This is a genomic window from Sporosarcina sp. P19, from assembly GCF_002743165.1.
Taxonomy (GTDB): domain Bacteria; phylum Bacillota; class Bacilli; order Bacillales_A; family Planococcaceae; genus Sporosarcina; species Sporosarcina ureae.
Genome location: NZ_PDYR01000012.1, coordinates 99,185 through 113,081 on the forward strand (window position 1 = coordinate 99,185; position 13,897 = coordinate 113,081).

At 37.0% G+C, this 13,897-nt stretch carries 17 protein-coding genes and 1 pseudogene; 17 read left to right on the forward strand and 1 reads right to left on the reverse strand.

The window, feature by feature from the left end; genetic code table 11:
• Window positions 1-202 precede the first annotated feature (202 nt).
• The 9 genes from CSV74_RS12935 (at window position 203) to CSV74_RS12975 (ending at window position 6,834) form a co-directional block, all read left to right on the forward strand.
• Complete coding sequence (locus CSV74_RS12935; RefSeq protein ID WP_158231802.1) at window positions 203-502, forward strand: hypothetical protein; 300 nt, start codon at window positions 203-205, stop codon at window positions 500-502.
• A gap of 161 nt (window positions 503-663) precedes the next feature.
• The gene (locus CSV74_RS12940; protein WP_158231803.1) at window positions 664-1,023 is read left to right on the forward strand and encodes an SMI1/KNR4 family protein; all 360 of its coding nucleotides are present in this window, start codon (window positions 664-666) and stop codon (window positions 1,021-1,023) included.
• The gene (locus CSV74_RS12945) at window positions 945-1,421 is read left to right on the forward strand and encodes a hypothetical protein (RefSeq protein ID WP_143560775.1); all 477 of its coding nucleotides are present in this window, start codon (window positions 945-947) and stop codon (window positions 1,419-1,421) included. The genes CSV74_RS12940 and CSV74_RS12945 overlap by 79 nt, the downstream gene beginning before the upstream one ends.
• 366 nt (window positions 1,422-1,787) lie before the next feature.
• The gene (locus CSV74_RS12950) at window positions 1,788-2,249 is read left to right on the forward strand and encodes a helix-turn-helix transcriptional regulator (RefSeq protein ID WP_099691974.1); all 462 of its coding nucleotides are present in this window, start codon (window positions 1,788-1,790) and stop codon (window positions 2,247-2,249) included.
• A gap of 204 nt (window positions 2,250-2,453) precedes the next feature.
• Window positions 2,454-2,945 carry a DUF4825 domain-containing protein gene (locus CSV74_RS12955; RefSeq protein ID WP_099691975.1) on the forward strand — a complete coding sequence of 164 codons (492 nt, stop codon included), beginning with the start codon at window positions 2,454-2,456 and terminating at the stop codon, window positions 2,943-2,945.
• Window positions 2,946-3,051: 106 nt separating this feature from the next.
• The gene (locus tag CSV74_RS12960) at window positions 3,052-4,098 is read left to right on the forward strand and encodes a threonine aldolase family protein (RefSeq protein WP_099691976.1); all 1,047 of its coding nucleotides are present in this window, start codon (window positions 3,052-3,054) and stop codon (window positions 4,096-4,098) included.
• Window positions 4,099-4,563: 465 nt separating this feature from the next.
• Window positions 4,564-4,998, forward strand: coding sequence for a hypothetical protein (locus tag CSV74_RS12965; RefSeq protein ID WP_099691977.1), 435 nt, complete (start codon window positions 4,564-4,566; stop codon window positions 4,996-4,998).
• Between the two features lie 260 nt (window positions 4,999-5,258).
• On the forward strand, window positions 5,259-5,912 hold the full coding sequence (locus CSV74_RS12970; RefSeq protein WP_099691978.1) for a VTT domain-containing protein: 654 nt from the start codon (window positions 5,259-5,261) through the stop codon (window positions 5,910-5,912).
• 319 nt (window positions 5,913-6,231) lie between these two features.
• Window positions 6,232-6,834: a protein kinase family protein gene (locus CSV74_RS12975; RefSeq protein WP_099692000.1), complete on the forward strand. Its 603-nt coding sequence runs from the start codon at window positions 6,232-6,234 to the stop codon at window positions 6,832-6,834.
• A 61-nt stretch (window positions 6,835-6,895) separates the two neighbouring features.
• Here CSV74_RS12975 and CSV74_RS12980 read toward each other — a convergent pair whose 3' ends face one another.
• Window positions 6,896-7,741 (reverse strand): DegV family protein, encoded by an 846-nt coding sequence (locus tag CSV74_RS12980; protein WP_099691979.1) that lies wholly within the window; start codon window positions 7,739-7,741, stop codon window positions 6,896-6,898.
• A 623-nt stretch (window positions 7,742-8,364) separates the two neighbouring features.
• On the opposite strand from CSV74_RS12980, the gene CSV74_RS16780 reads away from it, so the two are divergent.
• The 8 genes and pseudogenes from CSV74_RS16780 (at window position 8,365) to CSV74_RS13020 (ending at window position 13,409) form a co-directional block, all read left to right on the forward strand.
• Entirely contained in the window at window positions 8,365-8,541 is a 177-nt protein-coding gene (locus CSV74_RS16780; RefSeq protein ID WP_199170354.1) for a hypothetical protein, read from the forward strand.
• 229 nt (window positions 8,542-8,770) lie between these two features.
• A pseudogene (locus tag CSV74_RS17165) lies at window positions 8,771-9,184 on the forward strand (tubby C-terminal domain-like protein); the annotation flags it as partial.
• 142 nt (window positions 9,185-9,326) lie between these two features.
• Window positions 9,327-9,962 (forward strand): LysE family translocator, encoded by a 636-nt coding sequence (locus tag CSV74_RS12990; RefSeq protein ID WP_099691981.1) that lies wholly within the window; start codon window positions 9,327-9,329, stop codon window positions 9,960-9,962.
• A gap of 115 nt (window positions 9,963-10,077) precedes the next feature.
• Window positions 10,078-10,302: a hypothetical protein gene (locus tag CSV74_RS12995; protein WP_099691982.1), complete on the forward strand. Its 225-nt coding sequence runs from the start codon at window positions 10,078-10,080 to the stop codon at window positions 10,300-10,302.
• A 115-nt stretch (window positions 10,303-10,417) separates the two neighbouring features.
• Window positions 10,418-10,777, forward strand: a complete 360-nt coding sequence (locus CSV74_RS13000) for a glyoxalase superfamily protein (protein WP_304442375.1) — start codon at window positions 10,418-10,420, stop codon at window positions 10,775-10,777.
• 938 nt (window positions 10,778-11,715) lie between these two features.
• Window positions 11,716-12,072, forward strand: coding sequence for a hypothetical protein (locus CSV74_RS13010; RefSeq protein ID WP_099671428.1), 357 nt, complete (start codon window positions 11,716-11,718; stop codon window positions 12,070-12,072).
• Window positions 12,073-12,271: 199 nt separating this feature from the next.
• Complete coding sequence (locus CSV74_RS13015; protein ID WP_099691985.1) at window positions 12,272-12,766, forward strand: RNA polymerase sigma factor; 495 nt, start codon at window positions 12,272-12,274, stop codon at window positions 12,764-12,766.
• Window positions 12,753-13,409, forward strand: coding sequence for a zf-HC2 domain-containing protein (locus CSV74_RS13020; RefSeq protein ID WP_099691986.1), 657 nt, complete (start codon window positions 12,753-12,755; stop codon window positions 13,407-13,409). The genes CSV74_RS13015 and CSV74_RS13020 overlap by 14 nt, the downstream gene beginning before the upstream one ends.
• Window positions 13,410-13,897 lie beyond the last annotated feature (488 nt).

Genomic DNA, 13,897 nt, shown 5'->3' on the forward strand with positions numbered 1-13,897 from the left:
GTGAAACACCCGGCGAGCAACGCGAGGGGTGTGGTTCACCGTCCGCCCTCGGGAACGCGTCCGGCTGGAGCGCAAGTCAACGAATCTTGACCACTTTGCCTTTATCGGGGGCGATAGTTGCATGGATTTTATGCCATTAACGGGCCATTTAAAGTTATAAGAGAAGCATTACTTTAAATCAATTAGGTTGTGAGGGGTGAAAATGTTGGCTTCTCAAATGAACAGTAAATGGTCACTTGTTTTAAGTATGGTAGGTGTAATTGCGTTTAGGATAAGTTATCTTATATCTGAAAATCCAACTTTATTAGAAAAGGTCATTATAGGAACATTCTTTTTCTCTGGAATTGCTCTTATGATAGGCGGGATTATTTTAGGTATTCGGGCATTCAAAACAATGGAGGAAGGAAAGCTCAAGTATTTTGGGTTTTCAGTAATAATTCTCTTCATGATTAGTTTAGCTTTACCACTATTGCTAATGGCTTTATTTGGATTTGGAGGATAACTTGGATAATTTACTTCTTCAATCGGGGGCAATTCTGGAATAAAGGTTATGCCGTTAGAGGGCCATTTAGTTAAATTCAGCTGTTTTTATGGCAGTTCATTTTATTAATAATGGAAATAGGTGATTTTGTTATGGTTGATAGACTTTGGGAGCACGAACCATTGGATAAATATGAATTGGAAGAATTGACAGAGGATTTATTAATAAAAGCAGAAAAAAATTTAAATGTAAAACTACCAGATTTTTATGTTGAATTAATGAGAACTCAAAATGGTGGACGATTATATAAAAATTCTATTGAGATTAGTAAAATGAATGTGATTGTTGATCATCTTCTTGGTATTGGGAGTAGGGGAAATGAAGGGATTCTTATTACGCCTTATATGGTTAAAGAATGGGGTTTACCTAACGATATTGTGTTAATTAGCGGAGATGGGCATAGTTGGTTCTTTCTAGATTACCGGCAAAAAAAGAGGAGCCTTGCGTTTCCTTCTCAGATACAGAAGAAAATATCGAAATAATAATAGCGAGTAATTTCAAAGAGTTTATAGATAAACTTTCACGAGATAGTGAAGTGAATGAATTTGAATTAGTTTCAGAAAGCTCTTATTCAACTGGACAACTTGAGAGAGAGGTTGAAAAGGGTGATGATCCATTCTTGATTACAGACAGTTTTTTATATTATTCTGTGGCAGATTGTAATTTGGATTGGTTAGTGTCACAAGCTATTATTGTTATGGACAATCCAGATGAATTCATTGCACCTGAAGTGATGGCTTACACTATGAAAAAAGTTGCTAACTCGGAACGAAAAATGAGTGATAGACATTCATTGGTTTCCTTAGCTGAAAAAGTTAAAGATCACAATTCTGTCGAAGTAAGAAAATACTACAAGAGAATACTTAATTATATAAAATGAAATGAGTAAGTGTTTTTTAATTGAATAATCAGGGTGCGATTGTGGACCATGGTTTATTCGTAGTCGCTTAGTTGATCGGAGTGGAAGCCGGCGACGGGAGGATCAGTGGGACAGGTGAAACACCTAGCGAGCGAAGCGAGGAGTGTGGTTCACCGCCCTCCGGAACGCGTCCGGCTGCAACGCAGATCAACGGGTTCAAACCACTGTCCGACCTATGGATGCGATTGTTGTATAAGAAATCTGCAATTTATTCAGTAATAGGGCTGTTTTATTGAAAATAGAATTCTATTTTTAAAAGTTCCTTCAGAATATAGTGGCGTTTGTTTAAGATTATAGACAAATACGTTCCAACTAGGAGGAAAGAAAATGGATAAAAGTATATTAAGTTTAAAACTAAAAGAATACCGCAAACAAAAAGGGCATACACAAGAAGAGCTTGCGGAGTTATTAGACGTTAGTGATAAATCAATATCAAAGTGGGAATTAGGCAATGGTTATCCAAGCAAGAAAAATATGATGAAAATTTCAGAATTATTAGATGTGTCATTAGAGGTTTTAATGATTGAAGAACAAGCTGAGGATACTAGATTGAAAAGGAGCTTTCAATATGCTTTGGTTAGCTACTTTATTATTATTTCACTAACGATATTAATTAGAGGCATAAAAGAAGCAGATCGTTATAAAGATATATTAAGTAGTGATGTTAGTGAAATTATGAAGATAGTGATTGTTAACTTCGGACAAAATATTTATATTGCGATTGTACCAGCATTGATTATTGGCTTAGTCTCTCATTTCTACTTAATACCCCGACAGGAAGCTGATTAAATTAATAATAAGACTATTTAAGTTATCTTCATTTTACGGCAATAGGGTGTGATTGTGGCACAATTTTTTTTGGCAGATCAACGGGTTCCAACGACTATCCCCACTTTAAGCACCAAACATAGGCAAGCAACGTAAAATCCAAATCACTTTGATCGTCTTGATTGTTGAGCGATATAGGCAATCTTCTTAGTAAAGGAGAATACCATGAAAAACTTCACAAAATACTTTTTATCTTCATTCATACTAGTACTATTCCTAAGCGGCTGCAGTTCCACTACCGAACAGCCAAATGAAGGTCTATTCGAGTACAAAGAATCATTCATTGGCGATAACAGTGCAGTAGTCCATATAATTGAGCAACTGCGTTATGCTGAACAGTTTGAAAAAGTTTCGCTGGAAACCAAAACAGAACCTTATGGAATGACGATTCAGTATGAACATATGGATGCTGCAATAGAAGAAAGTGAATATAAAGAGGCGGCCGTTTATAATGCTAGCTACTTATTCACGCTCATCGATAATGCAGAGTGGGTTGTCTTTAATTTTGAGGACTACACATATAAGCTCAGTAAATTGGAATTGCAAGACTGGTATGGTAAAGAATTAAATGATTTTACAAATGAAGAGGAATTGGACGTTTTCATTCAAGAAAAGTTAAAAGATGAGAGTGAAATACAACAGCTGTTTGTAGAATAAAAATCAAAAAATTCATCATTTTATGAACAATATACTATGCAACAGAAATCCATCATTCTATGGTATACTTGCAGAAAAAATCAGGCATATTTGGAGATGGACAACGATGATACGATTTGAAAATGATTATACGGAAGGCGCTCATCCGCGGATTCTGCAACGATTGATTGAAACAAATGAAGAACAAACTCCTGGATACGGTATGGATGAACACTGTGAAAAAGCTAGAGAGTATATTCGGAAAGAGTGTGAAGCGCAAGAGGCCGATATTCACTTTTTAGTAGGGGGAACCCAAACGAATACTACCATCATCGCGTCGATTTTACGTCCGTATCAAGGTGCTGTCTCTGCAGAGAGTGGACATATCGCGACACATGAAACGGGAGCGATTGAATCTACCGGACATAAAGTACTTACTGTACCTAGCGAAGACGGGAAAATTACAGCTGGGCAAGTAAAAGAGTTAGTCGATGCTCACTGGAATGAAGCAAGCCCTGAGCATAGTGTACAACCTGGACTCGTGTACATTTCTAATCCTACAGAAAACGGGACGACGTATACTAAAGCGGAATTAGAAGCTTTGAGTAAAGTTTGTGGAGAATACCAGTTGCCATTAGTACTCGACGGCGCTCGATTAGGATATGGTTTGGCTTCGATCGACAACGATATCACGTTAGCGGATTATGCGCGACTATGTGATGTTTTCTATATTGGCGGAACAAAGGTCGGTGCGTTGTTTGGTGAGGCTGTTGTTATTACAAATGATTCACTGAAAAAGGATTTCCGCTATTTCATCAAACAAAGAGGCGGCTTGCTCGCGAAAGGTAGACTTTTAGGGATCCAGTTTGAAACGTTGTTTGAAGACGGTTTATATTATGAAGTTTCGAAGCACGCTGTGGAAATGGCGTCTCTTCTTCGACATGCATTTGTGGAGAACGGATTTGCATTGCGTTATGATTCCACAACCAATCAGCAATTCCCCATTCTTCCGGAGTATGTTATGACCGAGTTAAGCAAAAAGTATTCATTCTCCTTCTGGGAAAAGATCGACGCTACACATAGTGCGGTTCGTTTTTGCACAAGTTGGTCTACTAAGAAAGAGCATGTGGAGATGTTCGTGAACGATTTGCATCGGCTATGTATTACTTCATAATACTGTCTGGTTGGTGTTGAATTACGGTCGATAATAAACTAGGACCTACTCTAGTAGGTGGTAGATGCCAAGCGATTTGTAGATATTAGTAAAAAACAACTATGCGTGATTATTTGCCGTGTAAGTAGGCTCGGTTTTAAGTGAACCTATACTGTTACACGGTTCACTTCCATTAAGAGGAGTAGCTATTGTGGTGAAATTTTGCGTTACAAGATGGAGATCCTTGGCTCTATTGGCATTCATGTGGTTTGCGAGACCTTACCAGTTTTGTTGGTGGGGTCTCTTTTTGTGTTTGTATGACACCCGAGAGGATTAGTACAAAGACTCTCTTTAAATTAATTGGCTAAGCATTGGCTTTCTGCAAAATCCGTACTCTGCGAATCTGAGCGGGTGAAAATAGGGTCGTTTATTCATAAAGTCATAGGGAATAGATAACCAAATACCTTAAGGAAAGAGGGAAAGCAGATGAAGCAGTTTTTGCAGCTAGTCAGCATAGGAATTGCCGGCGGTGCCGTTTTGGCGCTACTCATGCATGTCATATGGTCTGTAACCGGAAATGAAGCATATATTTTACTATATAATGTAGACTACTTCCCCATCATTCATGTCTTTTCTCACGTATTTTGGTTCGGCATCGTCTTTCACTTCGTTTTTTGTATTGCCAGTGTGTTAGGGCTGTTTTATATATTGAGGTTTTTTAAATGGCAATACAAAATGTGGCCATATGTTGTGGTTTACACAGCGGGAAGCGGAGTTTTGTATTTCCTTACCTTGCTAACCGACCAGCCTCCAGCAGCGGATGACGGCATGGCATGGTTATACTGGACGGTGAGTCATTTGATGTTCAGTGTGCTCGTTGCTAGCATGGTCATCCGATACGTTGACCGCGGTCGCGTTTAGCACATCTGAGATTCGATTGCTTGGAAAATGTCATGCGTGGTCCTATCTAGTCTTTCGCACAATCAGGAAGTATCTCCTATGTATTTTCACCCTTCCTATTTGCTTTCAAATTGGAAGGGGGATATTATTTATTTTACCGACTCGGCACTTTTTAAGGATAAATTCCATGTGCGTAACGTAAAGTAGATTGATGATGTGTATACATCTAATATCCTCCCTTGCGTCGCGACGAAGTCATTTTTCCAAAAAGGAGCCTTTACATGAACCTCATTCAAGGACTAATCAGCTTTATCTTGCACATTGATGAGCACCTGGTCGATATCATTCAAATATTTGGCGGCTGGTCGTACGTCATCTTATTTTTAATCGTTTTTATTGAAACTGGGGTAGTGATATTTCCCTTTCTACCTGGGGATTCCCTGCTGTTCGCAGGCGGAGCATTTGCGGCTCTGGAGGCTTTTAATATTTGGTTGCTTGTCGCGGTCTTCTTCGTTGCGGCCGTCCTGGGCGATACAGTGAACTACCATATTGGACGTAAAGTGGGGATGTCGATTTCTCCTGACAGATGGCTTGGGAAAGTCATAAACCAAGAGAAAATGAAAGCTGCGGAGAAGTTCTTTAATACGCATGGCGGGAAAACCATTCTGATTGCCCGCTTTATGCCGTTTGTCCGGACATTCGCTCCGTTCGTTGCAGGCGCGAGCCGCATGAATTACCGGTACTTTGCTTTCTATAATGTCGTTGGAGCGGCATTTTGGGTAGGTATATGCACTATGCTAGGGTATTTATTCGGCAATATTCCTATTATTAAAGAAAACTTTTCCACAGTATTGCTTGCGATTATCTTTTTATCTGTCCTCCCTGCGTTGATCGGTATTGTGAAAAGCAAATTTAGCAGTCAAGCTGTACGATGAGAAGGGACAGTTGTTTTGTACTCATAATGTGTCAATTAATACCTATGCATTCATAATTAGTTGACATATAAGCCGGTTCAATTTAAAGTAAGTCTATACTATTATACGAACACTTCCGTTAAGGGGAGTAGCTATTACAGTAAAAGTCGTCAACACAGGATGTGAATCCTCGGCTCTACTGGCAACTTACGTTGTTTGCGAGACCTTACCAATTATTTGGTGAGGTCTCTTTTAGTTGTAGTAGAGACATCAAAGCCACTAATTGGTCTTGATGTCTCTTTTTTATATATCGAAAACTACTGGAGGTTACATTTTGAGTATGTATCAGGAACTTGTACATTCCATTAACATAAATAAAAAGAATCGTTTGGTGGACTTTCATCCATCTTTGCAACTCGTCGGAACAGGGAGAAGTGCGTTTGTTTTCCGAGTCAAATGCTCTAACAAGGCAATTAAAGTATTCTTTCCACAATCCGTGTACATCGCGAAGGAAGAAGCAGAGATTTATCAAACACTCAAAGGGATTCACTATTTCCCCTGCATTTATGAAACGGGTGCGAATTACGTAGTGATGGATTACGTCGAAGGGGATACACTTTTTGATTGTATGACGAATGGGCGAGTCATTACAGACGCTCATATTAAAGAAATTGACTACGCATTATCACTAGCGGCCAATACAGGATTAAACCCTTCTGATATTCATTTGCGTAATATATTTATCACACCCGATAATCAAGTGAAGCTGATCGATGTGGCGCGGTATAGACAGAAAAAGGACTGCAGGCAGTGGAGCAATCTAAAAAAAGCCCATCGCCAATTTTATCGAAAACGTTTCTTTTGGAAGAAAGTCCCGAGCGCGTTCTTGAATGCTGTGGCGTTCTTGTATAAAAGGGGACTCATACCATCGTATCGGTTATGAAGAATGTCATGGAAAATATAAGAAGGGACCGAATTCATATTGGATTCGGTCCCTTCTTATATTAATATGTAACCCAGCTTAATCCCGTAGTCCCTTCACCTGCATGTACGGCCACACAAACACTAAGTGAGACGACTTGAACATGTAATGTGGGAAATTCTTTCAGTAGCTCATTCTTCCATATTTCAGCGTCATGTGCATTATGGCAATGAATAACTGCTACCTCTGGTACAGAACCTGTTTCCATATCGGCACGGAGTAGCGAAGTGACATGTTTTTTTGCTCGCTTCATGGACCGCACTTTTTCTGTCATCACGGCTTTTCCGTTCTCAAAACTAATGAGAACTTTTATGTTCAGCAAATTACTTAAAAATGCTTGTGTACCTGAAACGCGACCACTTTTATGCAGTTGGCCAAGACCGCCTGGAATGAACGATAATTTTGAATTTGAAGTCATAGCAGTAAGGGCTTCCACCACTTCTTCAGGTTCTTTACCTTCTGCAAACAGTTCATTGCCCATCTCGATCATTTTAACCATCGGAAATGAACCAATTTTCGAATCAATCGGATACACAGGGAAGTCTGACATCTTTGCGGCTGATTGAGCGCTTTCAAATGTACCAGAAAGGCCACTGGATAAATGCACGGCCATCGCAAAGTCATATCCTTCTGTCTGCAGTTTTTCATATAAAGAAGTCATCTCACCAATTGTAGGTTGTGAGGTTTTAGGTGAACCTTTTGCTGCACGTAATTTATCATAAAACTCATCTTTTGTGAGATCCAGTGATTCCCTATAGCATCGATCTCCAAACACTACGCCAAGAGGAAGTACAAATACATGATGTTTTTGAATGAATGCCTCATCTACTTGTGCTGCCGTATCCGTAATCCAAGCTATTTTCTTCATTATAAATTTCTCCTCAAACTACAAATTTCGTATATGAACTAGCGAACTTCTAACCATAACTTACACTACGGATTAGCCAGGACCTAGTGACAGTTGTCATATCTTGTCGAATAATTGTGTTTGCTGTCATAAATTGAACATATGTCTAGAGACAAAAACGAATGGTAGTGTAAGAATTTACGGGGAGTCTTACAGATGTGGTTTATGGATAGTGTAATTTACCATCTGTCAAGTAATAACAGGTTCGGTGCATGGGGAGAAAACGTTAAAAGGCTTGACATATGGGGACGCAATTCATACATGAATTGGTGTCTAGAATGGTTTAGCGGATAAATTTAGAATTAATTGGAAACATTGAAGGGAACAAAGTATTTCATGCTAAAATAGATTATAACAGGAAAATTTTCTCAATAAATGGACCAAAATGAATTGTAGATAAACTATTGCAGAAATTAAGGCACCTGTCCAGGGTCTGTAGGTTCACGCTGATCCTCACGGAGTCGGCGCCTACACTCCAAGCAACGGATTGTATTATGTAAATAAGCATTTTCATCAAACGGGCCACTTTGCGGAAGACAGTTATTAAAAATAAAATAAAATTTAAATGAAAGGATGCGACGATAGTGGAAATAAATGACTTTAAAGTCACGCCTGAAAAGATGAAAGGTAAGACAGTTTCCGATGTTGCTGTTACTTCTAATGCTGTAGTTATAAAGTTTACTGATAGCACGTATTTAGACATCTATCTCGATAATTCAGCACAAACATTAAAAACATCAACTAACAAGCTAGAAGGTTAAAAAATTCAAAAAATCATCTAAAACGATCGGGGACGTTTGTTTTATAAGCGAATGCTCAAATACCGAAATAGGGCTACTTAAATGAATAATGTACCAAAGAAGGGTGAATGTCATGGAAAGCTTTACAGTTTTACCAATGTGGAATTCTTCGGGAAAACAAATTGAAATTATGGATTCAGATGGCATGCAAGTCGGTTTTATTCAGAGAAGGTATTAAAGTTTTTGGGATAGACTTATACATTATTCGCCTGTTACAATTTCTTTTTTGGAAACCATAAATATATATGGTGCAAGTAATGGGAAACATTTAAAAGTAAAAGAGCAGTCTTTTAAATCGAATCTAGTGAATTTAAAATGGGATATATTTTTAAATGATGATGCTAAAGAAAATAAGTTTTTGCTAGAAGATCAAACGAAAATCAGTACAAATCCACGTATGGTGTATTACAAAAATAATAAAGAATATATTTTTAGAAAAGATATATTTAATCGTACTTGTAAAATTAGCTTAGATGGAAACATCCATGCGACTATTAATGTGGAGAAGAAAGTTCCGGTATCGTTAAAGACTGTAGCCAAGACCGATGACCTCACAATCATCGAGTTACTTGGTATTTATTATGTAATAAGTTTGGTTTATTAGTGCTATATCTTCCGTAAATGGGGGCAATAACAGCATAAAGGCTGCCATTCAATCAGGCCAGAGTATAGCAAATATCTGATGATGAATTAAGGTCAGCATTTTTCAGATATAGAATTTATTTTTAAAAAGGGGTGAGACAAGTTTGGACTTTTCCAATGTTTGGATATTCGTACTAGCAGCTCTTGTCTTGTTAGTTATTCCAGGACCATCTGTTTTTTATATCATTGCAAGAAGTGTAAATCAAGGTAGAACAGCTGGAATAGCATCAGTCCTTGGCGTTGCTACAGGTGCGGCAATTCATGTAATCGCAGCAGCCGTTGGAATATCTGCGCTTCTCATGACATCATCATTAGCATTTAACCTAGTAAAGTACTTAGGAGCTGCATATCTTATCTATCTCGGATGTAGAACATTATGGTTATCGAAGGAATCCAATCAACCTACTATCCCAAAAACGGAACCTGATAAGATAGCTAAGATCTTTAATCAATCTGTCATAGTAGAAGCCTTGAACCCGAAGACTTCTCTGTTTTTTCTAGCTTTTTTACCGCAATTTATTTCGCCTACAGGCAGTTCTGTCACACTTCAATTTTTAATTTTAGGTGGTATTTTTATTGCAATGGGTTTAATTAGCGATGGTATATATGCATTTCTTGCATCTAGTGTTCGAAAATGGATCCTTGGAAGTCAGTTGAGAACTAAAATTCAAAACGGATTAACTGGTGGCACGTATATTGCCTTGGGACTTCTTACAGCTTTTGCAAACCCGCAAAAATGATTTATAGAACAGTTGGAAACCACGATTAGTATCCCTAGAGAAGTCTTACTGTGCTGATGTTAGATAATTAGTATTTCATAATCGGGCCAGTTTGAGGAATGAAAGAGGTGTAGCAATGAAAAATTTTATTGATCTTTTAGAAAAACTTGAACGGAATAAAATTTATTATACTTTAGATAAAACTAGAGATGAATATATCAGAGTTGATATTTCAGTACCAGGTGAAAGATGGGAAGTTGAGTTTGCTGCTGAACATGACGATATTGTTGTTGAAAGATTTAAGAGTGTAGGAGACGTAGAAGGAAAAGAAGCTTTAGAATATTTGTTTGATAATTTTTAAGATTAAACAATCGGGGGCGTTTGTTTTATAAGCAAATGCTCAAATACCGCAATAGGGACATTTAATTTAACATGTATGCTGAAAATAATAGAAAGAACATAATAGAGGGGGTGTAATTATGCAAAAAGTGATTCCTGCTTTCCGTATTACTGACTATACAAGGAGTATTGCATTTTACGTAGATAAAATGGGTTTTAAAATCGATTGGGAGCATCGGTTTGGACCTCAATTTCCTTTTTTTGTTCAAATCACGAAGGATAAAATGACACTTTATTTAACTGAACATACTGGTGACTGCCAAGTTGGTGGATTAATTCACTTATTTGTTCCGAATGTCGATAACTGGTACAACGAATTGAAGTATAAAAAGGATATTTGTATTCCTGATCCTCCAAATGAGGATATTGAGGGACTTCGGATGATGACAGTTGTTGACCCTGATGGTAATCAATTACGCATATGTACTCGTTTATAAATAAATTATTCATGCTAACTTAACTAGAGGTAATATTCAATAGTCGGGTGCAATTGCTTGATAAGCGATTGTGTCTATATCGCAATCGGGCCAATTCATAGCACTAGGAGTGATTTATAGTGACAAAAGCAAAGCAGTATTTTCTGGGATATTTTCTGCTATTCCCAACAATTTTTGTGATTAGCTCCTTCGTGTGGCGATTTATTATTCGGAATAATGATTTATTGATTGTGTTAACAGATTCTTTATCAATCTTAGCTATTTATTATTTCATAGTTAGCATTTTCTTTGGTGTTCGTTTGAAATAATACGTTGTACTGGAATCGGGGACGTTTATGGAAGAGGCTTCTCTGTAGTTGGCTAGTTGATCTTCGCTACAGCCAGCGACTCCCGGAGGTTCACCGGCCGCCCTCGGGAACGCGTCCGGCTGGAGCGCAAGTCAACGGACCTTGACCACTTTGCCTTTATCGGGGGCATTTATTTAATAAGCATCATACTACAATCAGGGCCAAATGATTGATTAATAAGGATTGAGAGAGGGGATTTGTATTAAGAGTAATAAAAAGAAAGATTATATTTTAGGTGTAAGTATTGTCTTTGTTTTCCTCTTTTCTTTTATTCCCAGTTTCGGATTGAGAATTGATGATGGTTCTCGTTTTTGGGGCTTTCCTGCTGAATGGCTTGGTATTTATGAATACGGTGGCTTTAGTTTTATGTGGTTAGGTTTTTTGTTTAATATTGCATTTTTTTATTTGATTTTTTTCCTGTTGAATAAAATAGTAGTTAGATTAAACAATTCTAGAAGTAATAAGTCGGATAATGTATAGAAAAATGGTTAGGATCTAGTGGTTCACTATCGGGGAGCATTTCTTGAAGAAGAATTGCACCCGTTTTCAGTAATAGGGCCAAGTTGCTGAATGAATTCGAGGAGGGGGAACGTGAGTTATTACTATAACAGTTATTTACATGTGGTTAAGAGAGAATTTATGTTCATCATAATGGCAGCAGTTTTGTTAGTTCTAACCTTTTTTATTTGGGTTGGTGTCCCAGTATTTATAATTGGTAGTGCCGTGGCAAGTCTAACAACTAGTCAATTCCTTGTAAATTTATGTATTTCATTTTCAATAGCTATAATTTTTTCTTTATACTTTTTACCAATCAATTTCAAAGTTGCACAAGATATAGCAGTTACAAAAAAACGCAGTACATATAATTCATTTATACGAATAGAAATTATGTGGATAGTAGCTATTGCAGCGATTCTACAAATCATTTTAAGTTTCATTCTTCAATGATCGGGCAATTCTTGCATACGGTTTGTGCTTCAATCGGGACATGTTGAAAAAACAGTCAACTAAAAGGTAAGTATATTCATTTCGAATATACTTATTTTTATTTGGATTTATTCTGGGTATAAGTCATATAAAACTTTTAAGTATTTTTTGTAACGTAATTGAATTCTAGGAGTTATATAAGTATAAGGGGTGAAAAGAGGTGGACTTTGAGGAAATCTATGACGAATACTTTAAAGAAGTTTTTTTGTTTATAAAATCATTATGTCACGATGAAAGGATAGCTGAAGAAATTACGCAAGAGGCATTTTTTAAAGCGTTAAAATCACTTGAAAAGTTTGATGGTTCTAAAGATATTCGAGCATGGCTTTTTACAATTGCCAAGAATACATATTTCTCGCACTACAAAAAAATGAAAAGACAAGTAAACCTAGACTTAATAGAAGAACCAATGATGGAAGTACAATTTGTAAAGCATTTGATGAATGAGGATGATGCTTTTACTGTTCATCAGTTTATTCACTCGATGAATGAACCTTATAAGGAAGTATTTTCACTACGCACTTTTGGCGAATTACCTTTTGAAAAGATAGGAAAGATCTTTGGAAAAAGTGCGGGATGGGCAAGAGTAACCTTTTATAGAGCAAGGAAGCAAATTTTAGAGTATATGGAGGGTATGAATTATGAACGAGATTAAATGCACAATCATTCAGGATGTTTTACCTCTTTATATTGATGAAGTTGTTAGTCAAGATACAAAAGAGATGGTAGACGAGCATTTGCGGCATTGTCATATATGTCAACAGGAATATGAGTCAATGAAACAAAATCTTTATCTTCCAGTAGAAAAACCCTCTCCACTTTTTAATACTATCAGCAAGAAGTTTCGTAAGAAAAAAGTGGTGATTTCAATTGTATCCGTTTTAGTAACGGCAATTATTTTAACAGGAGCGTTTTCTTATGTTTTCCATTACAAAACGGTTATTCCATACTCAAAAAATCTAATTAAAATTGAAACACATGATGACAATCAATTGGTTTCCCATTATTTTGGTGAAAGTTATGCTGGCGTTAACGGAACACATCCTTTGCCACTTGAAATTAATGGAAATAAAAAGAATGTGAGTTTTATTTACTATACAAAAACAATTGCCGATTCGCCTACAAGAAAACTTATTAATAATGAAAACAGTCTTAATGAACAAGAATATACTTTTAACCTTCCCGAAAGTGAAAAAATTGATGCTGTGTATTATGTAGATTTTGATGTAGAAAAAATTGCTAGAGAAGATTCTTGGGATTCTCTATTAAAACGCGCAGTATTGATTTGGGAGAAATAAGGGGTTCTTCAACAAATTATTTTAGTTGAAGAAAAGTTAACTGATTTTAAGGGAAAGAATGATGTCCCATTATCAGGCGCGATTACTTTATAAGCGATTATGTCTATATCGCAATCGGGCCAAATCGTTGATTAAGCAGGTTTTGTAAATATTTCCGTGAGAGCGGTGTGGGAAATGGGTGGGGAAAGTGTTAGCGATTTTTGTATTAGTAGTTTTGATAGTTTATTTGTTCGACTTTGCTAAAATAAGAAAACAGAATCAAACAGTGATTGAGCAAAATGATAAGATCATCTCTCTCTTAGAGGAGATTAAAAGTAAACAATAATTACGCTTTAAACGGGGGCTTTTACAGAAAAATGTTTGAAGCATTAGCTTAGTTGATCGGAGCGGTAGCCGGCGACTCCCTCTTGGAAATACGATAGTGACAAGGTTTATCGAGTTTTGAATAAGACTAAAAATTATTTTTCGGATGTATCTGTAGTATGCAT

Bases quoted from the DNA above. Each gene is read 5' to 3' on its own strand.
- CSV74_RS12980 (WP_099691979.1), bottom strand. From the start codon at position 7,741: ATGAAGAAAATAGCTTGGATTACGGATACGGCAGCACAAGTAGATGAG.
- CSV74_RS13020 (WP_099691986.1), top strand. From the start codon at position 12,753: ATGAACGAGATTAAATGCACAATCATTCAGGATGTTTTACCTCTTTAT.
- CSV74_RS12950 (WP_099691974.1), top strand. From the start codon at position 1,788: ATGGATAAAAGTATATTAAGTTTAAAACTAAAAGAATACCGCAAACAA.
- CSV74_RS12960 (WP_099691976.1), top strand. From the start codon at position 3,052: ATGATACGATTTGAAAATGATTATACGGAAGGCGCTCATCCGCGGATT.
- CSV74_RS12970 (WP_099691978.1), top strand. From the start codon at position 5,259: ATGAACCTCATTCAAGGACTAATCAGCTTTATCTTGCACATTGATGAG.
- CSV74_RS12975 (WP_099692000.1), top strand. From the start codon at position 6,232: ATGTATCAGGAACTTGTACATTCCATTAACATAAATAAAAAGAATCGT.
- CSV74_RS12965 (WP_099691977.1), top strand. From the start codon at position 4,564: ATGAAGCAGTTTTTGCAGCTAGTCAGCATAGGAATTGCCGGCGGTGCC.
- CSV74_RS12955 (WP_099691975.1), top strand. From the start codon at position 2,454: ATGAAAAACTTCACAAAATACTTTTTATCTTCATTCATACTAGTACTA.
- CSV74_RS12935 (WP_158231802.1), top strand. From the start codon at position 203: ATGTTGGCTTCTCAAATGAACAGTAAATGGTCACTTGTTTTAAGTATG.
- CSV74_RS12995 (WP_099691982.1), top strand. From the start codon at position 10,078: ATGAAAAATTTTATTGATCTTTTAGAAAAACTTGAACGGAATAAAATT.